Origin of the sequence: Pseudomonas sp. AD21 (assembly GCF_002878485.1) — a bacterium.
Taxonomy (GTDB): Bacteria; Pseudomonadota; Gammaproteobacteria; order Pseudomonadales; family Pseudomonadaceae; genus Aquipseudomonas.
The window spans coordinates 20,326-41,939 of record NZ_NQYG01000048.1; the positions used below are offsets into that span (position 1 = coordinate 20,326).

Genomic DNA, 21,614 nt, shown 5'->3' on the forward strand with positions numbered 1-21,614 from the left:
ATCAGTCAAATATCTTTAGCTGACCCACCGCATTCGCGAGCAAGCCCGCTCCCACATGTCATCTCTTGTGGAGACCTTCAGATGATTTCCAATTCCTTCCCCGCCGCCCAACACGTCATGGTGCTCTACACCGGTGGCACCATCGGCATGCAGGCCAGTGCCAACGGCCTGGCCCCGGCGTCCGGCTTCGAAGCCCGCATGCGCGACTACCTGCACAGCCAGCCTGAGCGGGTGGTGCCGCAGTGGCGCTTCCGGGAAATGTCGCCGCTGATCGACAGCGCCAACATGACCCCGGCCTATTGGCAGCAACTGCGTGAAGCGGTGGTCGATGCCGTGGACGTGCAAGGCTGCGACAGCGTGTTGATCCTGCACGGCACCGACACGCTGGCCTACAGCGCCGCCGCGATGAGTTTCCAGTTGCTCGGCCTGCATGCCCGTGTGTGCTTCACCGGTTCCATGCTGCCGGCGGGCGTCACCGACAGCGATGCCTGGGAAAACCTCGGCGGCGCACTGGTTGCCCTCGGCCAGGGCCTGGCACCGGGTGTGCACCTGTACTTCCACGGCGAACTGCTGGACCCGACCCGCTGCGCGAAAGTACGCAGCTTCGGACGCCATCCGTTCAAACGCCTTGAGCGTCAGGGTGGCGGCGTGAAAGCCACGTCGATCCCCGCCGCATTGAACTACAACCAACCCAAGCAACTGGCGAATGTCGCGGTGCTGCCGCTGTTCCCCGGCATCAGTGCCGGGATTGTCGACGGCCTGCTCGACGGCGGCATCCAGGGCCTGGTGCTGGAGTGCTACGGCAGCGGCACCGGACCGAGCGACAACCCGCAGTTTCTCGCCAGCCTCGGCCGTGCCCGGGACAACGGCGTGGTGGTGGTTGCGGTCACGCAGTGCCATGAGGGCGGCGTGGAGCTGGACGTTTACGAAGCCGGCAGCCGGCTGCGTGGAGCTGGTGTGTTGTCCGGTGGCGGCATGACCCGCGAGGCGGCGTTCGGCAAGTTGCAGGCGTTGCTTGGCGCGGGCCTGGAATCGGCTGAAGTGCGCCGGCTGATCGAACTCGACCTGTGTGGCGAACTGATCTGACACCATGCAATACCCCTGTGGGAGCAAGCCCGCTCCCACAGTTTGATTTGCGTCCGGCATGCAACTTGCTGCGCTCCAGCCATCCCCAGGCTGGAAGATCTTATGCTGCACTCCCACCTCACCACCCTCAACGCGGTCTCGCTGATCCTCAACACCTTCAAGACCGAGGGCCTTCCCGGTGATGCGTTGCTGGCCGGCAGCGGCATCAGTGCCGCGGACCTGAACCGCGCCGACACACGCATCACCACCAATCAGGAAATGCAGGTCTGCGCCAACGCGGTCGCGCTCAAGCACGACATCGGACTCGAACTGGGCCGACGCATGCATGTGTCCTGCTACGGCATCCTTGGTTACGCGCTGCTGACCTGTGCCACCTTCGGTGACGCTTTGCGTCTGGCGCTCCATTATCCGGCGCTGTTGGGAACACTTTTCGAACTGAGCCTGGAAGACGATGGCGAGCGCATCTGGTTCGTCGCCGCCGACTATCGTGAAAGCCCGGCGATGGCGGTGTTCAACGCCGAGTTCTGTCTGGTGTCACTAAAAGTGATTTGCGACGACCTGCTCGGCCACCCCCTGCCGTTGCTCGCCACGCGGTTCGAGCACGCGGCACCGGATTACCGCGACAGCTACGCCGAGCACTTCGACAGCCCGCTGCACTTTGCCGCCCGGAACAACGCGTTCGCCTTCGACCGCCGCTGGCTCGAGCAGCCGTTGGCGCTGGCCGACGCCATCACCCATCAGGCCATGGCCGAGCGCTGCCGCAAACAGAACCTCGAATTCACCGGCCGCCAGGCCTGGCTTGGACGCATCCGCCAGTTGCTCAGCGCCCAGTTGAACGCCGCGCCAGGTCTGGAGGGCCTGGCCCAGCAGATGAAATGCTCGCCGCGCACCTTGCGCCGCCACCTCAAGGACATGGGCAGCAGCTATCAGGAACTGCTCGACGAACTGCGTTTCGAGCGCGCCAAGCAGATGCTGTGTGAGGATCAGTTGCCGATCTACCGCATCGCCGAGACGCTGGGTTTCAGCGAGACCGCGAGTTTCCGCCATGCGTTCGTGCGCTGGAGCGGTGTGGCGCCGAGCCAGTTCCGTCCGCATTGATGTTCCAGTGTGTGTGTGCGGGCTTGCTCGCGAATACGGAGTGTCAGTCGCCATCAATGCATCTGACACACCGTATTCGCGAGCAAGCCCGCTCCCACAGGGGACGCATTCCATGCCTCGAATCGAGACATGGCTGCATTGAGGGGGGGTGGGGGCGAATTACGGTCAGATCTTTTGGCCATATCGATCCCCTTTTGGCCTTTCCTGCCGTTCTCCGATTCATCGCGCGCCGCAACACTGGGGGCAACCGAATCAGCCCCGCGGAGAACAACAAATGCTGACGATCTACTCAGACGATCACCACCTGCACCATGGCCGCTGCGAACTCATCGACGGCCAGCTCAAGCCATGTTTCGAGATGCCTTCGCGCGCCGACCACGTGCTGCAACGGGTCAAGAACCAGAGCCTCGGCGCAGTCGAGGCACCAAAGGATTTCGGCCTGGAGCCGATCGCACGGATCCACAGCCGCGACTACCTCGACTTCTTCAAAGGCGCATGGCAGCGCTGGACCGAATTCAACACCGACGGCGACCTGCTGCCCTACACCTGGCCGGCACGTACCCTGCGACAGATCAAACCGACCAGCCTGCACGGCCAGCTCGGCTATTACAGCTTCGATGGTGGCGCACCGATCACCGCCGGCACCTGGCAAGCAGCCTACAGCGCGGCGCAAGTGGCGCTGACCGCCCAGGCAGAAATCCAGCGCGGTGGACCCAGTGCCTTCGCCCTGTGCCGTCCACCGGGACACCACGCCGCCAGCGACTTGATGGGCGGTTATTGCTACCTCAACAACGCCGCCATCGCCGCTCAGGCATTCCTTGACCAGGGCCACAAGAAAGTCGCGATCCTCGACGTCGACTATCACCACGGCAACGGCACGCAGTCGATTTTCTATGCGCGCAGCGACGTGCTGTTCACCTCGATCCACGGCCACCCGGAAGCGGAATTTCCGTTCTTCCTCGGCTACGACGATGAACGCGGCGAAGGCGCCGGTGTTGGCTTCAACTTCAACTACCCGCTGCCCGCCGGCTCCGGCTGGGACGTGTGGAGTGCGGCGCTGGAGCAGGCCTGCAACGAGATCGACAGCTACGACGCCGACATCATTGTCGTGTCGCTGGGCGTCGACACCTTCAAGGACGATCCGATCTCGCAATTCAAACTCGACAGCCCGGATTATCTGGCCATGGGCAAGCGCATTGCCGCGCTTGGCAAGCCAACCCTGTTCGTCATGGAAGGCGGTTACGCGGTGGAAGAAATCGGCATCAACGCGGTGAACGTGCTGGAAGGGTTTGAACAATGAACCGCTTCAAGCAATTGATCGCGCCAGCCCTGTGCGCGGCGCTGCTGAGCAGCGCTGCCCACGCCGAAGAACGCACTCTGCGCGTCTACAACTGGTTCGACTACATCACGCCCAAGGCGCTGGAAGAGTTCAAGGCGCAGAACACCCAGACCAAACTGGTCTACGACATCTTCGACACCAACGAAGCCCTGGAAGCCAAGCTGCTGACCGGTAACTCCGGTTATGACGTGGTGGTGCCGTCCAACGTGTTCCTCGCCAAGCAGATCGAGGCCGGGGTGTTCCAGCCGCTGGATCGCAGCAAGTTGCCGAACTGGAACCACCTCGATCCGAAACTGATGAAACTGATCGAGGCCAACGACCCGGGCAACCAGTTCGCCGTGCCGTACATGTACGGGACCATTCTGATCGGCTTCAACCCGGCCAAGGTCAAGGCCGCGCTGGGTGACAACGCGCCGGTGGACAGCTGGGACCTGATCTTCAAGGAAGAAAACATCAGCAAGCTCAAGCAGTGCGGCGTCGCCCTGCTCGACTCGCCGTCGGAGATCCTGCCGCTGGCCTTGCAACACCTGGGTCTGGATCCCAACAGCAAGAACCCGGCGGACTACGCAAAAGCCGAAGCGCTGCTGATGAAGATCCGCCCGTACATCACCTACTTCCACTCGTCCAAGTACATGGCCGATATCGCCAACGGCGACATCTGCGTCGCGGTCGGCTATTCCGGCAGCTTCTCGCAAGCGGCCAACCGCGCCAAAGAGGCGAAAAACGGCGTGGTGGTCGACATGCGCCTGCCCAAGGAAGGCGCACCCATCTGGTTCGACATGCTCGCGATTCCCAAGGGTGCGAAGAACACCGAGGACGCCTACACCTTCATCAACTACTTGCTGCAACCGGCAGTGATTGCCCCGGTCAGCGACTTCGTCGGCTACCCGAACCCGAACAAGGACGCCACCGGACTGGTTGATCCGGCGATCCGCAACAACCCCAACCTGTACCCGACCGACGCGGCGATGAGCACGCTCTATACCCTGCAACCACTGCCGCGTGAGGCCGAACGGGCACGCACACGGGCCTGGACCAAGATCAAATCAGGCACCTGAGCCCATCAGGTAAATCAAGACCCGCGCCCTGCGGGTCTTTTTTTTCCGGCGATAACTATGTACCACCTGCCGCCATCGCCACGGCCATAACTTGCTGTCGTCCGGCGCTGTCCATCGCAGCGGCCGCTAACGTCAGACAAGGATACGGTCATGCCAGAAAAACCGGCGCCCAGCGCCATTGATGTACTCAGCCAACTGGTGAGCGGCCCCTCGCTCAGTGAGGTGGCCGCGAATGCCTTGCACCCTGCCCTTGCAAAGTCGTACCCGCGACAGGACATCGATCCGGCATTGGCAATGATTGCCACGCCGACCTGGCGGTCCGACGGACACAAAGTCGTGGCGGGCCCCTACCATTTCGAGTCGCTCACCCATGCACTGGTGCGGCTGACCCTGTCTGGCACCGCGATCACACTCATGGACGGCGAACATTTTCTCACCGAACAACCGGACGTCATGCCTTGCGTCCAGTTACCCGTAGACATCAAAGCGATTGGCGCCTTGCTCAACGAACTCGCTCCGCTGCTGCTCACGGCGCTGGAAGAGCAGCAGATCGACTACTGGAACGAAACCATCAGCCCTTCCGTACCGCGCTGGCACCAACTTTCAGAGACCTTGCAGCAGGTGTGGAACGTCAGCGCCGACAACGGTTGGGATGCCGATCAACGAGCAATGGCGCTTGGCGTTTTCAACAACCCGGATAAAACCGCACGGGCGCTCAAGGACATCTATCAGACCCGCACCTGCCTGATCGATCTTGATCTGGGCGAAACCACCGACCGTACCCATCTCAATGTCCTCGACACAGCCGTTCTGATCGGCAGCAAAGGCGCGCGGACAATTATCCTCACGCATTCGGTCCCTCAGGGTTTCCAATGCTTCGACAGTTTCACCGACCTGGAAAAGTCGTTGCAGTGGCCTCTGGAACCGGGTGCTGCCGCGATCCATGTGCAATGGCGACTGTTCGAGCCAACAGGTAATTTCTTCGATCAGCAAGCCTGCGCGCTGATTGCGCTGGAAGCCCAGGCAATCGGCGAGGTCGATTTTTTCAAGCGCCGTAATGATTCGGTTGCTCTCGCCCATCTGGGCAGCGGCGCCAGTCCGGCCGCCGGCGAATCAAACCTTTCCCGCCGCTTCACCCACACCGAACACGCCCTGCCGTCCTGGCTGGACAATGCCTGCGCCGCAGACCAGACCCGCTACAGCCGGCACCTGCTGGATCTGGTCGCCGTGCAGCAGCAGAGTTCGGGGAAGACGTTTCAAAATGAAATTCCCGACATTCAGACATTTACCCTGGACCAGCTGAGAAAGGCGATCAACCGAGCTCCGACCCAGAGCTTCAAGCTGCAGGATGTGGAAATAACCGATACCAGCGTGGTGGTCTGGGGCACGTTTGTCGCACCGCAGCAGCCGCAGACCCTGACCTTGTCCGTGGTCGATCTGGCGCTGCAGAATCTGGCCGGTTTGCCACTCGGTGACCTGTCGGTGGGCTATCGCAACAGCAAGACACCGGTGCCTGTATGGATGACCGCCACGTACCTGAAAAACCTGGTCACTGCGGTCGATATCGGCAAGACCTATCCGCAGTTGCTTGAGCAACGCCTGGTCAAAGACAAGACCCAGGCTGCACGCCTGCAGCAGCTTTACAGTCGACAATTGCCCGTTGAGTTGTCGTTGCTGGCGCTGCAACACAAGATCCGCGGCGAAGCAGGCGTTGATGAGCAAGGTTATCGCTACGTCGTGGCGGCGCTGGCCACAGAGTCGGCAGACAGACGCGTAGACGGCGAGGACATCGTCGTGCGCCCGCTGGCATTCATCACCGGCGACAAGGCCGGCAAGAGCCCGGACGACGTGCTCAACATGTTCGTGATCGGCCCACGCGATGCGCACAAGGGTCCGTGCCTGCTCTATCGTCCGTTGTTCGATGCACCGCTGCTGCAATACCCTTCAAGGGCAAATCTGCTGTATGCGCTCAAGCATTCGAACACTCTGCGCCAGTCGGTACTGGCCTGGTTGCCGGACAGCGTACGCTTCGATTATTCGCAATACGTTTTTCCCGGAAGCCTGCCTTCGGTCTGGACCCTGCCGCAACTGTTGATTGACCCCGGTTCGGCTTCAGATAACCGGGCAGGCGTGACACTGGGTAACCGCGTGATCGAGCCGGACGTACTGGCAAATCTGTTCAAAGCCAACGCCGACGCACTGATCACCTTGGCCGATCGCGTGTCCGTGTCGAATGTCGAGGCACGCTGGGCGACGCTCAAGCGCGGCGGCTGGGCGTTGTTCAATGCGGCGCTGCCATTTCTGGGGCGTAGCGTCGGCACTGCGGCGTGGATCTGGCAAATCATGGACGACCTGCAAGAAGTCACCGATGCGCAAAACCAGCAGCAACCCGTGGCATGGACCGCACTGACCGACATCCTGCTGTCGCTGGGTATGGCGCTCGCGCATCGAGCGGCGACACGCGAGCAACCGCAACGAGCCTCATCTGTCGCCCTACCAGAGAAAATCCCCTCCGGCAGTAAACCTGTCGCGCCCGCCAGCATTCGCTTCAGTCGCCTCACGGATATCAGTGGCGCTGAACTGCCAGGCAATCACGAGTTGTCGCTGCACGTGCTGGGTGCACTGGAACAATCAGCCTCGAGCCTGGGCACGATACTCGACAGCCTGAAAGTAAGCCGACCGGAACCCTTGGCAGCAGCAGCGACCGAGGGCGCATACCGTCACCTTTGCAGTGCCGGGCAAAAGTGGTACGCCGAGGTCGGCGAACGCTGGTTCGAAGTTGCTCTTAATGACAATGAAGATGTGCAGATCATCGACACGCGCCAGCAACCGACGCGCACCGGGCCGCTGTTGATCGCCAATGCGCGAGGGCAATGGTTTGTCGATTTACGCTTGCGTCTGCGCGCCGGCGGCCTCAACAGTCAACGCGCAAAACTGCGCAAGCAGAACGCCGAACAATTGCGGCAGATAAAACGCGACATTGCTGTATTCGATGCAGGCCTGGCCGGCAAGCACAGCGAGATGGTCAACGCAAGACAAGCCATGCTGGAGGCTACCGCACCAGATGCTGAAGGCGCCCGTCAGGCGTTTCTCGACACGCTTGATACTCAGGTAAAGGAGTACAGCCCCCATATCGACAGCCTGAAGGCACTGAATCTTCTCGAAGCGGTACCCAACTATCGCAGCGCAATGCTCGAACGACTTTCCTCGCAATTGTTCCTCATGCAGAACTGGATCGATGAGACCTACGTAGCCTTTCGCGAGAATCTGGCACAGACGCTCGAGCTGCTTGACGAGGACCCCATCGAAGCCACAGAAGACCGTTCCGAACCTTTCGAAAAGATGTCTGACCTGACGCAGGGCATCATCGACAAAATCGAATTTGCCCATACCCGTTTCGCCGAGTTGAACCTGCTTGGTAAAGAAGCCGTTGATGTCGCCCGACACTACAAAGCCAGGCTGCCGAAGTTCTCGCTGGAAGACTTGAAGCTGCTGCAAATCACTCTGGGTCAGGAGCTATGTCTGTCGGCCGCTGAGGGAGAATCTCGCGAAGCAGCACGTACCGCCCTGGAAAATCTCGTCGAGGATGCCTCTCTGAACATTCAGAGCGTGCTCGACTTGAGCGCCGAAGAAAGTTTCAACCAGCTCGGTGAGCGCGTGGAAGCGATGAACAATCTGGTGGAACAGTTCGACGTCATCGACCAGCGGTTTGGCGACCTTGTCAGTGAATATCCGCAGTATCTGGTCAGCGAACGCCTCGAGCAGGTAAAACGCCACGTCGGCGGATTTCAACAGGATGCCGTACAGCAGCTTTCCAACCTGTTGCGCGAACAACGCCTGGTAGAGCCCGTTGCCGGGCCATCAAAATCGTCGACGCCGCCGGTGCGTAAAATCATCAAGACTCGCTACAAAGGCACACTGGTCGGTCAGCCCAGGCGCAGTGGTGGTGGGCAGGATGGCGATCTGGTCGACGTCGTGGCGCCATTGACCGGTAAAGTGATTGCTACCTTTCACGAGAAAACCCCGGGCAACTGGGTCGAGAGAGTTCCCGCCAAACCGGTCGCATTACCAAAGCCAGGTCCTGGGCTCTCTAAGAGCCTGCAGGGCGCCAGGGAATTACTCGACGAACTGCCAGCCTTCAGGCAGCGCACCCAGTCACACATCGCACGGGCGCAACGCAATCCCATTGAGATCGAGGAGATCTATTACCTGCACGCCACGCGCCTGCGCGATGCCATGGATAAGATCGACAAGGCACTCACCTCAGGCAATCACGTCGAAAGCAAAACCGCTTCCGCTACCGAAGTGCGCCAGCAACTCGAAAGCGAAGCCACGGCACTTTATGCCAGAGGTCGAGCGGCCCGGATCGAAATCACCAAACAACAGGCGCCGACTGCTGCGCGAGTCGAATGGTTGTACAGCAAGCAGGAGGTGACGATTACTCGATCCACCGAACGCCGCCGGCTCAAAGGCCCGCGCAAAGACTACCTGCTCGAATACCCGATTCTCGACAAACAGAGCGGTAAAGTCCTGTGGTACGCCCACTTTCACTACGCCAACCTTGACGATCCGTTGCCGTCATTCACCGCCGCGCATTTGAAAACCGTCGAGCAGCGCCGGCTGGGCGGTGCCTTTGTCGAGCGTGAGGGCCGCAGTAATCAGGAATTGATCGCCATCCACCGCAGCGCCATAAGCCATACCCAGGCCGCTACATTGTTCTTTTCCTGATCACTCAACCGGATCAATCGCCCGCCATGTGCGGGCTTTTTTTCATCCTATATATATCTACCACCCGCGCTATTGGACGCCTCGCTAATGTCCGTGGCAGGCGGCATTTGCCGACCGTCCACCTTCTAACCGGTGCCTGACCAATGAGTGAAACCAACCGAACGATCATCGCCCCGCCGCTGCTCAAAAAAAGCCGACTGGTGGAACAGACCAGCAGCGGGCCGACCTTGCAAGAGGCTGCTGTAGAGATGCTGCGCAAGGCCCTGAAGACCACCCTTGCGCAATTGCAGATCGATCCGGACGACATCATGTTGATGACGCCTGTCTGGTATCAGCAAGGGCAAAAACTGCTCAGTCACAGCAGCCAATTCGAATCACTGCCCCACGTACTGGCGCGCCTGGCGTTTACCGGCGAGACCGCCAACTACATAGAAGGCGAACACTTTCTGACGGTGGCACCCGAGATGGAAGACCCGGTCCATTTACCCGTCGGTATGGATGCAATCAGTACAATGCTCAATGAAAACGCGCCGGCATTGTTTCTCGCTTTCGCTCAAAGCCAGTTGGACTACTGGAATGCCACCGAAGAACAAGTACCGCGCTGGCAACACTTGGCTGACACCCTGAAAGCAACGCTGAATGTGCAGTCAATCGCAGGCTGGGATGCCAACGAATGCAGCCTGGCACGTCATGTCTCGGCATTTCCGGACAAGGCTTCGCGCGCAACAACGCATGCAGGTCTGTCGGATGTGCGCGCCAGCCTGATCGATCTCGACTTCGCCTTCGAGTTGGCGGAAGGCAATCAGACCCGCCACCTGATGGTCGCCGGCGCACTGGTGTTGACGGCGAAGCTGGGCAGCCGGGAACTGGTCACGATGTACACCATCGATGAAGGCTTTGAATCGTTCAGCTCCCTGGCGGAACTGGGCGCCACCCTGCCTGAACGAATCGACATGGATCTGAGTGGTCAGACCTTGAAATGGCGATTGTATGAACCCGATGGCAATATCTTTGACGCGTTGGTCCGGGCACTGGTGAGCTGCCAGATCGATTCGATCGACGCGCTTGACCCGATGAGCCGCTCGCCGCTGATAAGGTTCATTTCCCCCCAAGAGCACGGCGGTCATGAAGAAATAGCCAATGATCCGCGTGCCGGGGTTCTCGACGAGGCCATCCCCGACTGGCTGATTACCGGATCACTGGACGATATCCAGGCCTACAGCGGTTACCTGACAGAACTGGGCAGGCTGAGAGACGCCGACAGCGATGCCTTCGACGTCAACAAGATTGCGCTTATCGCCGACTATGCCCAGCAGCAAATGCGCGACGCCATTATCGCCGCCAAGCCCGCCAAAGAGCCTGCGCTACTGCGTCCGGATCAACTACGGATCACCGTCACCCAGAGCTTCGAGGCCGGCGGATTGACCTTGCCCGATCCTTTCAGCACTCGCGTGCAGACACTTGGCGAATTCGCTCTGCATAACACCCGACCCTACCTCGCCAAGGTCGCCTACGCTGACGCGACACCCGCGCCGGGCTGGCTGACCCTGGATCTGCTGGTGCGCCTGGCAGGCGAGGTCGACATCGGCAAAAACTATCCGAAACTGATCAAGACCAGCTTGATCGACGATGCGTCTCAGGCGCGGCTTTACCAGACCCGCTACTGCCAACAGTTACCCCTGTTGCTGCCGCTGCTGGCGCTGGAATGCAAACTCAAGCGCCAGGGCGATGTCGACGAGCAGGGTTATCGCCAGGTTCGCCAGTTGATCAAATCGATTGCCGACAACCGCGCCGTCGCTGACTGGCCGGTGCAAATCCGTCCCTTGGCGTTCATGCCGCGCTTTCGCCCGGGCAGCACTCCCGACACCGTTGCGAACATGTACATCATCGGGCCACCTGCGGGTAAGGACGGCCCCTGCCTGCTTTATCGGCCACTACTCGATCAACCGTTGCGGCAGTTTCCCTCCGCGCAGAACATGCTGTATGCGTTCTACCAATCCGGCGAACTGCGTGACTCGGTACTGGCCTGGCTGCCCAACCGATCCTTGAGTTTCGACTACGCCCAATACGTTTTTTCCAGCGGGCTGCCCTCGCCCTGGACCATCACCGAACTGGCTTTCGAACCTTTCATCCACCTTGACCTGACGGCGGCCGTGACACTCGCCGACACACCAATGAGCGGCGACATCTACAAGACCCTGTTCACCAGCCACAGCCAGGCACTGGCTGATCTTGCCGATCGCCAGTCGACCTCCAATGCCGAGCGCCGCTGGGCGATCCTGGCAGACAGCGGCTGGGCGATATTCGGCGTCGCGGCCAATTTTCTCAGCGGTCCGGCCGGCACCGCTGTCTGGGTCTGGCAAACCATCAGCCAGATCCAGCAGGCGCTGGATGCCCGCGACCAGGGGGATACGTCCGCTGAATGGTCATCGATCGGTGATGTTCTGCTGACGCTGGGCATTCTGCTTGGGCAGCGCATCGCTGTTCGTCGGCTTCGGCTTTTCAACCCGTGGAGTGAAAGCAAAGCGCTCAAGCATGCGTCTGGCACCGAATTGCCCCGGCCTGCGCCGCTGCTGCGCAAGGAGCCGAAAATTACGCATGACAACACGCCCATCACTACACCATTGCCCAAGGCTCACCTTTCTTTGCTGGCGCCAGCGACACTGACGCGCATCGACTCGCAAAGCGCTTTTTTGAAAACCATCGATCATATGAAGGTGACCAAGCCCTCCCTGCCCAAAGGCGCGCGCCCCAATGCCGAGCATCTCTACGAGTCCGCAGGCAAGCTGTACGCCCAGGTAGGCGAGCGCTGGTTTCAAGTCAGCGCACAAGTCGACGAACCGGTATTCGCGCTTGATCCGGCCGACCCTGCTCACCCGGGTCTGAGCATCCGTTTCGACACCAAAGGCGCTCGCTGGCACTGGGAACTCCGGTTGCGCCTGCGCGGCGGTGGGCCGACCGGACGTATCGAAGCACTGCGCCGCGAAAAGGCCAAACGCAAGGCTGACACGTGGAAAGAACTGCATCGGTTCATCGAACAGGAAGCCGGCCGCAAGGCCAACCTGAGCGATGCCTTGAAGCCTCTGGAAGAGGCTGACGAGCAAACACCCATGTCCGATGCTGAAATCACGCTCTACATCACCAAGGCCGATGAGCTCGCCAGTTCCTACACCGGGGCGCTGGCAACACTGGAGCAGTGGCGTGAAGCCGGCGGTGCCGGGGTGTTTTATCAGTCGCAACTGATGCGCATGACCGTCGAACAGCATCGTTTCCTCAGTGGCTGGCTACGCATGAAGCTGCGCGAATACGTAAAAATCGTCTTGCCACAGCTCAACACGGCAGAGCCAGCGCAAACCCGTTCACGCCAGGTCCAGATGACGGCGGCGCGCAACGCCATCGCCGTGAGCGACGAAATGGTCGAGCGCCTCGATCGACTGCACGCTTCGATCGAAAGGTTGAATCATCACTCCGGCGTCACTCAGAAAGTCGCTGGCGACCTCAGGAGGCTGCTGCCTTCTTTCTCGCGTAGAGACCTGCACGCCAATGAAATCGGCATGTCCATCGAACTGTCATTGCGCGAGGCACCGGACAGCGCTCTGGATCCGTTGCGGTTGTTGATTGTGCCGATTTTCGAGGGCGCGGCCGACGCCGGACATGCTTTGATCGAACGACGCAACACGGCGCAACCCGCCGAGACACAAGCACTGGCTGTGGTGAGACTCAGTGCTTTGGTCGACCGTCTGGCTGATGCCAAGCGGCGCCTGCAAGAGGTCTTTGACAGCTCCGCCGCGCACCTGGAAACCCAACGTTTCCAGCGGATTCAGCAGTTGGTGAACGAGTTTCACGAATTGGCCCGTGAGCGCCTGCTCGAAGCATTGCCGGAACCGGAAGAGCTTCCGATTGCGGCGATGGCCAGACTCGAACCGGCCCCCTCGGCTTCACGTGCGGTCGGTCGGGTCAACCGCGCACGGCCACAGGTCATCGAACCTCGCAGGGCGGCTCCCGAACCACCGCCGGTGGTCGAGCAAATGCCCGTCGTGCGCGCTGCGGCCAGGCGCATTTTACCTGTACCGGCTCTGGGCGACGAACCGCTGGTTGACAACGCCATGTCGATGATCGCCGGGCTTGAAGCGTTCATCAAACGCCTGCGCATCGATGCGCAACGACCCTCGCGAATTCCGGCCGACATGAAGGATCTGTTCGATCAACAGGCCACTCGCCTCGATCAGGCGGCGCTGAGTGTTGATGAAATATTCGCGCGCAGACGTGCCGATTTTCCGATTGCAACCCTGAGTGCCGAACTGCGCACAGCAGCGACACGTTTGCGCCGCGAAGGCATCAGTGTCTACGGCAGTATGCTAACCGGACGCCGTCCGCGAGAAAGCTATCTGCAATGGTTGCACGAACACAATCTGGTGCAGATCGTCAGAGACGAACGTGGCCGCATTCGCACGAAACAACGCAAAGATTTTTTTCAGGAGTATCGGGTCCTCGACGTCAGCCGCCAGAACAAAACCCTATGGGTCGCGCACTTCCATTACAACAATCTGGCTGATCCGGATGAGCAGTTCACTGCCGCGCATCTGAAATTTGCCGACAGTTATCTGCAAAATCTGTCGAGCAAATCGCGTCAAGACCTGGAGCACTTCGATGCGGTGGATAATCTGCTGCGCCGGATCGTCACTCCAGCGGTACGGGATCTGTTTCTCCATCCGCAACATGCTGGCCCCGCAGTAGTATAAAAACGCCGACGCGATCACTCACACCAGACACTGCGCAAGCGTGCCAGAGCCGCTTCAATTTGCGGCTCCGGCACAGCGGCGAAGCCCAGTACCAACCCGGCGCACTGCTGCGCTGGCCGAGGCGAGTCGGGTAACCAATAGCTGCTCAGGCCGTTGACCTCGACGCCCACCTGTTCGGCCTGGGCAATCAGCTCGCGTTCGCGGGCAACGCTTGCCACCGGCACCGTCAGGTGCAAGCCTGCGGCCACCGCCGGCAAGCTGCCAACGCCGGCGATATTTCCCGGCCAATGCGCCAACAGGCAGTTGCGCCGGCTCAGGGCGGCACGGCGCATGCGTCGGATGTGTCGCTGAAAATGCCCAGCGGCCATGAATTCAGCCATCACCGCCTGAGTGCTCACTTCGGAATGACGCACGTCCACCGCTCGCCGCCTTGCGAAAGCTTCGACCAGCCCGGCCGGCAACACCAGATACCCCAGGCGCAATGCCGGGAACGCCACCTTGCCGAAGGTCCCGACGTAAAGCACACGGCCTTGCCGATCCAGCGCCGCCAGCGGGGCCAGTGGTGCACCGCTGTAGCGATACTCGCCGTCGTAGTCGTCTTCGATGATCCAGCCCTGACTTCGCTCAGCCCAGGCCAGCAGTTCCAGCCTGCGCGCCAGGCTCATGACCACCCCGGTCGGGTACTGGTGAGAGGGGGTGACATAGGCCAGCCGGCAGTCGGCAACTTCAGCCAATGCCCGACAATCGATGCCCTCGTCATCCACCGGCACACCGTGCAAACGACCGCCAGCCACTGCAAAGGCGTGGCCGGCGGCCCGGTAACCCGGATTCTCTATCCCGACCGCATCGCCCGGTGCCACCAGCAGCTGTGCACAAAGGCTAATGCCCTGTTGCGCACCACTGGTGATCACAATTTGCTCAGCAGAACACTGCATGCCGCGCGAACTGCGCAAGTAGGCGGCGATCATGCCGCGCAGTCGCGCGTCGCCTGCCGGATCGCCGTAACACAGTTGCTGTAGATCCGGTTTTCGCCAGAAAGCCGCATTGAGCTTGGCCCAGACCTCAAATGGAAACAGGTCAAAAGCTGGCACACCCACTCGAAATGCGCGCGGCGGACCACTTGGCGGCAGGGCTAAATGGTTTTTTTCGATACGCGCAAACGTATCGCTGTGGATAACTTTACTGGATGAAACAACAGGTAGATCCAGCCAATTTGTGGATAAGGCTGTGGGTAAGCCTGTTGAAAACCCTGTGGATACTTTTGTGGATAGTTTTTTCGGCGAGCTGGGCGCTTGGGGTAATTGCGCAACGTAAGTGCCGTCCCCTACTCGCCCTTCGATGAACCCCTCGGCATACAGCTGATCGTAGGCGCGCACCACGCTATTGCGAGAGATGGCCAATGCCGTCGCCAGATCGCGACTGGCCGGCAATCGCGTGCCGCTGGCCAGACGTCCATCCAGTACGCGCAGACGCAAAGCCTGGTAGAGCTGACGACTCAAACCCTGACGGCGATCGAGTTCAATGCCGGCCGGATTGAACGGCATCGACAGGGTAGTTTGCTCAGGCATGGCAATGGACCTATGAAATTGGCCATCAATGGCTCTTACAACAGACCAATAGCCTGCCTAGGATGCAGGCATTCGCCAAGGAAAATCTGTCCATGTACACGCCGCGCGCCTTCGCCATCGAAGAACTGTCCCAACTGCACGAACTGATCCTCGCCAGCCGCCTCGCCATTCTGGTCACCCACGGCGAAAACGGCCTGCAAGCTAGCCATGTGCCGGTGCTGCTGCATTGCGAGCAAGGCGAGTACGGCACGCTGTACGGACACCTGGCCCGCGCCAACCCGCAGTGGAAAGACCTGCGCGACGGTGCCGAGGCCATGCTGATTTTTGCCGGCGCCGATGCCTACGTCAGCCCGGGCTTCTACCCGAGCAAAGCCGAACACGGCAAAGTCGTGCCGACCTGGAACTACATCGCGGTGCACGCCTATGGCCACGCCGAAACCTTCAGCGACGGCGGACGCCTGCTCGACATCGTCAGCACCCTCACTGACCGACACGAAGCCGGCCGCGCCCAGCCGTGGTCAGTCAATGACGCGCCCGCCGATTACATCGACGGCATGCTTAAAGCGATTGTCGGTTTTGCCATTCCCATCGACCGTCTCGAAGGCAAGCGCAAACTCAGCCAGAACCGCAGCGCCGCAGACATTGCCGGGGTGCGCGAAGGCCTGGCCGCCAGCCCTGAAATCAATGATCAAACCCTCGCCCAACTGATGCGCTAAGGAAATCACCATGAGTCAGATCGACATCCGCCAGGTCAGCGCCGCCGACCACGCAGCATGGCTGCCGTTGTGGCAGGCCTACCTGAGTTTCTACAACGGCGAACTGCCGGACGCGGTGACCGACAGCACCTGGCAGCGCTTCCTCGATCCGAGCGAACCGACTCACGCAGCATTGGCCTGGGCCGATGGCAAAGCGGTCGGCATGGTGCATTACATCTATCATCGCTCGAACTGGAGCATCGAAAACTCCTGCTACTTGCAGGACTTGCTGGTGGCCGAGCAAACCCGTGGAACCGGCGTCGGCCGTCTGCTGATCGAACACGTTTACGCCACGGCCAAGGCTGACGGCTGCTGCAAAGTGCACTGGCTGACCCACGAAACCAACGCCACTGCGATCCAGCTCTACGAGCGCATCGCCGAGCGCCCGGGATTCATCCAGTTTCGCAAAGCCATTTAAGGAGACGCACGCATGAGCATTTCACCGGCCGACTGGAAAGGCGTCCCCGCCCCCACCGCCACCCTGCTTGAAGGACGCTTCATTCGCCTCGAACGACTCGACCCGGCGTGCCACGAGGACGAGCTGTTCAACGCCCTCGAAGGCCCCGGTGCCGACCCGAAGCTCTGGGACTATTTGCCCTACGGACCGTTTCCGCAACGCAGCGTTTTCAATGACTGGCTGAACAACCATGCGGCCAGCAGCGATCCGTATTTCTTCAGCGTCGTCGACCGCACCACGGGTCAGGTGCAAGGCATTCTGAGCCTGATGTCGATTGTCCCGGCCCAGGGCCGCATCGAAATCGGCCACGTCACCTTTGGTGCACCGATGCAGCGTTCACCGAAAAGCACCGAGGCGGTATACCTGCTCGCCAAATATGCGTTCGCCTTGGGTTACCGTCGCCTGGAATGGAAATGTAACAACGGCAACGCCCGCTCCAAATACGCCGCCGAGCGCCTGGGCTTCAGCTTCGAAGGCGTGTTCCGCCAGCACATGGTAGTCAAGGGCCAGAACCGCGATACCGCGTGGTTCTCGATTCTGGATTCGGAGTGGCCAGCGATTGCGGCAGGGTTCGAACGCTGGTTGAGTGATGAAAACCAGACGCCGACCGGGCAGGTGAAAGGGTTGGTCGAGTGCCGTTCCTGAGTCTGTAATCAAAGGATCGCAGGCTGCGATCCTTTGATTTTTGTTCAAGCGAGCTTTTGCGCAAGCACCGCAATGTGTTCCGGACCGATCCCGCAGCAGCCGCCCAAATGGCTGGCGCCGCGCTGCTGCCAGTCCTGCGCCCAATGCAGATACCCCGGCGGATCCAGATCCTCACGCAACGGGTCGAGGCCGTCGTTGGCCGTCGCCTCCTTCGGTTGTGGCGGAAACGCATTGGCATACGCGCCAATGTGAATCTGCACGCCCAAACGTTCGAAGGTGTCGCGCGCCGCATCAATCGCCGCGCCGATCACTTCCGGCTGGCTGCAGTTGAACAGCAGCGTCTCCACGCCCAACTCCGCCGCCACCGCCGCTGCTTCGGCCACCGGTTCACCGGAACGCAGACGCGGCACCTCATCGGTATCTTCGTCCTTCAGCGTAAACGACAGCCAGAACGGCTTGCCGTCCTTCGGCAGACCGGCACGGATCGATCGCGCCTCGATGATCGAACTCTGGGTTTCCGCCAGCCACAGGTCGACATGGGGCGCCAGGCCGTTCACCAGTGGCGCCAGCAACTCGTTCACCCGCGACGCCTCGAACAGGTCCGGACGATAAGACCCGAACAGCGGCGGCAACGAACCTGCCACTCGCACCGCTTTGCCCGATGCCTGCACCGCACGCTGCGCCAACTCACCGGCCAACGCCGCCAGTGCCTCACCTTCAGCAGCAAACCGCGCTTCGCCAATGTGAAACGGCACCACTGCATAACTGTTGCTGGTGATCACGTTGGCGCCACTGGCGATGTAGGCGGCGTGTACCGCTTCAACCGCTTGCGGCGCCTCGATCAAAGCCAGCGCCGACCACTCGGGCTGCCTGAACGGTGCGCCGGCGCGCTGCAACTCACGGCCCATGCCGCCATCAAGAATTACCGCGCTTGCTGTGCCCATATGCGTTTCACTCATAAGCTTATGAAAATTGCTCACTACCAGAGTAGTTCTTATAACTATTTAATACGCACCATTCGGTTAATAACAACCCCTTTTTTTCAGGTGTCGACTGTGAAACTTCAACCGCTACTGGCCCTGGGCCTGACGATTCTGGCCGCCTCCACTCAAGCCTTCGGCGGCGCCACACTCGACCGCGTCGAACAGAAAAAACAACTGGTCGGCGTGCTGATGGAAAGCTACCCGCCCTTCTCGTTCCTCAATGACCAGAATCAGCTCGACGGTTTCGATGTGGACGTCGCCAAAGCCGTGGCGGATAAACTCGGGGTCAAGCTGCGCCTGGAAACACCGTCCTGGGACGTTATTGCCGCCGGCCGCTGGAGCGGGCGCTATGACATCTGCATCTGCTCCATGACCCCGAGCAAGGCCCGCGCCGAAGTGTTCGACTTCCCGGTCGAGTATTACGCCTCACCGGCAGTGATCGTGGTCAACGCCAAGGACGATCGCATCCACGGCGCCAAGGACCTGAGCGGCAAGAAAGTCGGCCTGACCAGCGCCTCCAGCTACGAAAGTTACCTGAACAAGAACCTGATCATCGAAGGCGCCGAAGACACGCGTCTGCAATACCCGTTCGAGGATGTGCAGATCGCCCCGTACGATACCGACAACGTTGCCTTTCAGGATCTGGGCCTGGGTGCCGGTGTGCGCCTGGATGCAATCCTCACCAACCTGGTGACCGCGCAGCCGCGCCTGAATCAGGACCAGCGTTTCAAACTGGCCGGCGCGCCGCTGTACTCGGAACCTAACTCGGTTGCCATTGAAAAGGGTGACGCGCAATGGGACTCCAAGGTGCGCGAGGTGTTTGCGCAACTGAAACAGGACGGCACGCTGAGCAAGCTGTCGCAGAAATGGATCGGCGCCGATATCAGCCAATGACTGCCTTCCCGACCCCTCCACAGCCGCCACAACCGGTGGCTGAATCGCGCCTGCAACGGCTGTTCGGTTTCCGCACGCGCCTGTACCTGACGTGGGCGGCGATGTTCAGCCTGTTTGCCGGTTTTTTCCTGAGCTTCGACCTGAAGCTCTCGATCATCCTCGACAAATTGCCGAACCTGCTTGGCGTGCACCTGGCACCCAACGGCTTTTTGCAGGGCGCGGCGCTGACCTTGTTTCTGTGTGCCTGCGCCATCGTCGCCTCGTCATTGCTGGGCTTCGTCACCGCTCTGGCACGCCTGTCGAAAAGCGCCGTGGCATTCGGCATTGCCAGCTTCTACACCTCGTTCTTTCGCGGCACGCCGTTGCTGATCCAGATCCTGCTGATCTACCTCGGTCTGCCACAACTGGGCGTGGTGCCCGGCGCGGTGGTGGCCGGGATCATTGCCCTGTCGCTGAACTATGGCGCGTACCTCAGTGAGATCTTCCGCGCCGGCATCCTCGGCGTGCCCTATGGTCAGCGCGAAGCCTCGTTGGCGCTGGGCATGCGCGAGAGCGTGATCTTCTGGCGCATCACCCTGCCCCAGGCCATGCGCACCATCATCCCACCGACCACCAACCAGTTCATCTCGATGCTCAAGGACTCGTCACTGATCTCGGTGATGGGTGTGTGGGAAGTGATGTTCCTGGCCCAGTCCTACGGGCGCTCGAGCTACCGCTACATCGAGATGCTGACCACAGCGGCGCTCATTTACTGGCTGATGTCGATCGGTCTGGAATTGATCCAGGCACGGATGGAGCGCCATTACGGCAAGGCTTACGTGCGTCGCAGCTGAGTAGATCCGACAGCAGCCTGAGCAACGGCATGAGCCTGGTGCCAGGCATGACGGTTGGCTGGAAACACACCTACGGCGAGATCCGCAGCAACAGCCGCAATCACGGGCTGATCGGACAGTGGCAGATGAGTTTCTGATCATTACCAGCGGCTAGCGGCGACACAACCTGTAGGAAAGGACGACGGATCGGGAAGATGTGATCGGAAATTCTGCGCCGGGCTGCCCTTTTCCGCAGATCAAACCGACGCAGCCCGCAGCACCGTGCGAACCAGCTGACATCGGCGTCTGCCGGCGCCAACTTAGAGTTTGGCCTCCTTCCACGAGAGGCTGAACTCGATGCCCGTTCAATTCCACTATCGACCTACACACTTGACACTGGCCATTGCCCTGGCACTGGGATGCACTGATCTGTCCATGGCTCAGGAGGCACCCCTCGACACTCAAGACACCTTGTCCGCCCCTCCAGAAGCACTCAAGTCAGCGATCGATGCTTTCACCCATCATCCAGACACCGTTCAACTGAAGGTCAGCAAAGCCTATACGGCGCAGGATGGTGTGGCTCTGGCACTCGATGGGCGCAACGACCTTGTCACAGTGCAATCACGTGGCAGTTTCGCCGGACTGGTCGATGGTGGCGGAGGCGAAAACCTGCTGCAACTCGACGCGAACAAGAAAGGCACGCTGGGTGAAACCCGTAACTTCAGCGGGTTGGAGGTCAGGCGCGGGAGCTGGACACGCAACGGACCAGGTGATTTCAGCCTAGGGGTACTGGTTCATCCGAAGGCCTTGCTGGTCAACGACGGGCATATTCTCGGCACGGCAATGACCGAGGGCATCCTGATCAACAAAGGTGCGATCAGCGGCGGCGCTGCTGTCGAGTCAGGAGGAGACCTGACCAACCAGGGCCTCATTGACGGCATTGTGAATGTCCATGAGAACGGCCACTTTGCCGGCAGTGGCGCGGTGAACCATTTGAACGTATACGGACGCATGAGCGTCGACGATGTATACGGCGCGCCCAAAGTCGCGGGAGACCTGAGTCTTTCCCGCACCGCCGTACTGGCCTATGCCGTGGAAGCCTCCGGTAATAGCCCGACCGTGTTCGTCAAAGGCACTGCCCATCTGGGCGACGCCACCCTGAAGCTGGTGACCGCCGGCGATTATCCGCAAAGCAGTCAACACACCATTCTTGAGGCGGGAAAGGTTGAAGGACAGTTCGGCACCGTCGAAAACGATCTGGCGTTCATGACTCCCACACTGCATTACGAAGCACAACGCGTAGGCTTGCTCTACACCCGTAACGACATACCACTTGAAAATCTTGCGACCACGGAGAATAGCCAGGCGCTCGCTCAAAACATCAACGAGCCCTCTTCCTCGCCTCAGCAACCTCAGCAACCTCAGCAACCTCAGCAACCTCAGCAACCT

At 60.4% G+C, this 21,614-nt stretch carries 13 protein-coding genes and 1 pseudogene; 12 read left to right on the top strand and 2 right to left on the bottom strand.

Features of this window, described 5'->3' with window-relative positions:
* Nucleotides 1-81: 81 nt before the first annotated feature.
* From PseAD21_RS22325 to PseAD21_RS22350, 6 genes are all read left to right on the top strand, one after another.
* Nucleotides 82-1,086 carry an asparaginase gene (locus PseAD21_RS22325; protein ID WP_102357871.1) on the top strand — a complete coding sequence of 335 codons (1,005 nt, stop codon included), beginning with the start codon at nucleotides 82-84 and terminating at the stop codon, nucleotides 1,084-1,086.
* A 102-nt stretch (nucleotides 1,087-1,188) separates the two neighbouring features.
* Nucleotides 1,189-2,184: an AraC family transcriptional regulator gene (locus PseAD21_RS22330; RefSeq protein ID WP_102357873.1), complete on the top strand. Its 996-nt coding sequence runs from the start codon at nucleotides 1,189-1,191 to the stop codon at nucleotides 2,182-2,184.
* 274 nt (nucleotides 2,185-2,458) lie between these two features.
* Nucleotides 2,459-3,484, top strand: a complete 1,026-nt coding sequence (locus PseAD21_RS22335; protein WP_102357874.1) for a histone deacetylase family protein — start codon at nucleotides 2,459-2,461, stop codon at nucleotides 3,482-3,484.
* Nucleotides 3,481-4,581, top strand: coding sequence for a polyamine ABC transporter substrate-binding protein (locus tag PseAD21_RS22340; protein WP_102357876.1), 1,101 nt, complete (start codon nucleotides 3,481-3,483; stop codon nucleotides 4,579-4,581). The genes PseAD21_RS22335 and PseAD21_RS22340 overlap by 4 nt, the downstream gene beginning before the upstream one ends.
* Before the next feature lie 150 nt (nucleotides 4,582-4,731).
* Nucleotides 4,732-9,309, top strand: a complete 4,578-nt coding sequence (locus PseAD21_RS22345) for a dermonecrotic toxin domain-containing protein (protein WP_102357877.1) — start codon at nucleotides 4,732-4,734, stop codon at nucleotides 9,307-9,309.
* A 143-nt stretch (nucleotides 9,310-9,452) separates the two neighbouring features.
* The gene (locus tag PseAD21_RS22350) at nucleotides 9,453-14,051 is read left to right on the top strand and encodes a hypothetical protein (protein ID WP_102357879.1); all 4,599 of its coding nucleotides are present in this window, start codon (nucleotides 9,453-9,455) and stop codon (nucleotides 14,049-14,051) included.
* 14 nt (nucleotides 14,052-14,065) lie between these two features.
* Here the strand turns inward: PseAD21_RS22350 and PseAD21_RS22355 are convergent, their stop codons facing one another.
* Entirely contained in the window at nucleotides 14,066-15,619 is a 1,554-nt protein-coding gene (locus PseAD21_RS22355) for a PLP-dependent aminotransferase family protein (RefSeq protein ID WP_102357880.1), read from the bottom strand.
* 92 nt (nucleotides 15,620-15,711) lie between these two features.
* On the opposite strand from PseAD21_RS22355, the gene PseAD21_RS22360 reads away from it, so the two are divergent.
* From PseAD21_RS22360 to PseAD21_RS22370, 3 genes are read left to right on the top strand one after another with little or no spacing between them, the layout of a single operon-like run.
* Nucleotides 15,712-16,335, top strand: a complete 624-nt coding sequence (locus tag PseAD21_RS22360; protein WP_102357882.1) for an FMN-binding negative transcriptional regulator — start codon at nucleotides 15,712-15,714, stop codon at nucleotides 16,333-16,335.
* Nucleotides 16,336-16,345: 10 nt separating this feature from the next.
* Complete coding sequence (locus tag PseAD21_RS22365; protein WP_102357883.1) at nucleotides 16,346-16,792, top strand: GNAT family N-acetyltransferase; 447 nt, start codon at nucleotides 16,346-16,348, stop codon at nucleotides 16,790-16,792.
* A gap of 12 nt (nucleotides 16,793-16,804) precedes the next feature.
* Nucleotides 16,805-17,476 (top strand): GNAT family N-acetyltransferase, encoded by a 672-nt coding sequence (locus PseAD21_RS22370; protein WP_102357885.1) that lies wholly within the window; start codon nucleotides 16,805-16,807, stop codon nucleotides 17,474-17,476.
* 44 nt (nucleotides 17,477-17,520) lie between these two features.
* On the opposite strand, the gene PseAD21_RS22375 is transcribed toward PseAD21_RS22370, so the two are convergent.
* Complete coding sequence (locus tag PseAD21_RS22375; RefSeq protein WP_102357886.1) at nucleotides 17,521-18,420, bottom strand: homocysteine S-methyltransferase family protein; 900 nt, start codon at nucleotides 18,418-18,420, stop codon at nucleotides 17,521-17,523.
* Nucleotides 18,421-18,531: 111 nt separating this feature from the next.
* On the opposite strand from PseAD21_RS22375, the gene PseAD21_RS22380 reads away from it, so the two are divergent.
* The 3 genes and pseudogenes from PseAD21_RS22380 to PseAD21_RS22390 form a co-directional block, all read left to right on the top strand.
* A complete protein-coding gene (locus tag PseAD21_RS22380; protein ID WP_102357888.1) occupies nucleotides 18,532-19,353 on the top strand; it encodes an ABC transporter substrate-binding protein in 822 nt (273 codons plus the stop codon).
* The gene (locus PseAD21_RS22385) at nucleotides 19,350-20,186 is read left to right on the top strand and encodes an amino acid ABC transporter permease (protein ID WP_102357889.1); all 837 of its coding nucleotides are present in this window, start codon (nucleotides 19,350-19,352) and stop codon (nucleotides 20,184-20,186) included. The genes PseAD21_RS22380 and PseAD21_RS22385 overlap by 4 nt, the downstream gene beginning before the upstream one ends.
* A gap of 369 nt (nucleotides 20,187-20,555) precedes the next feature.
* Nucleotides 20,556-21,614: pseudogene (locus tag PseAD21_RS22390) on the top strand (autotransporter domain-containing protein); the annotation flags it as partial.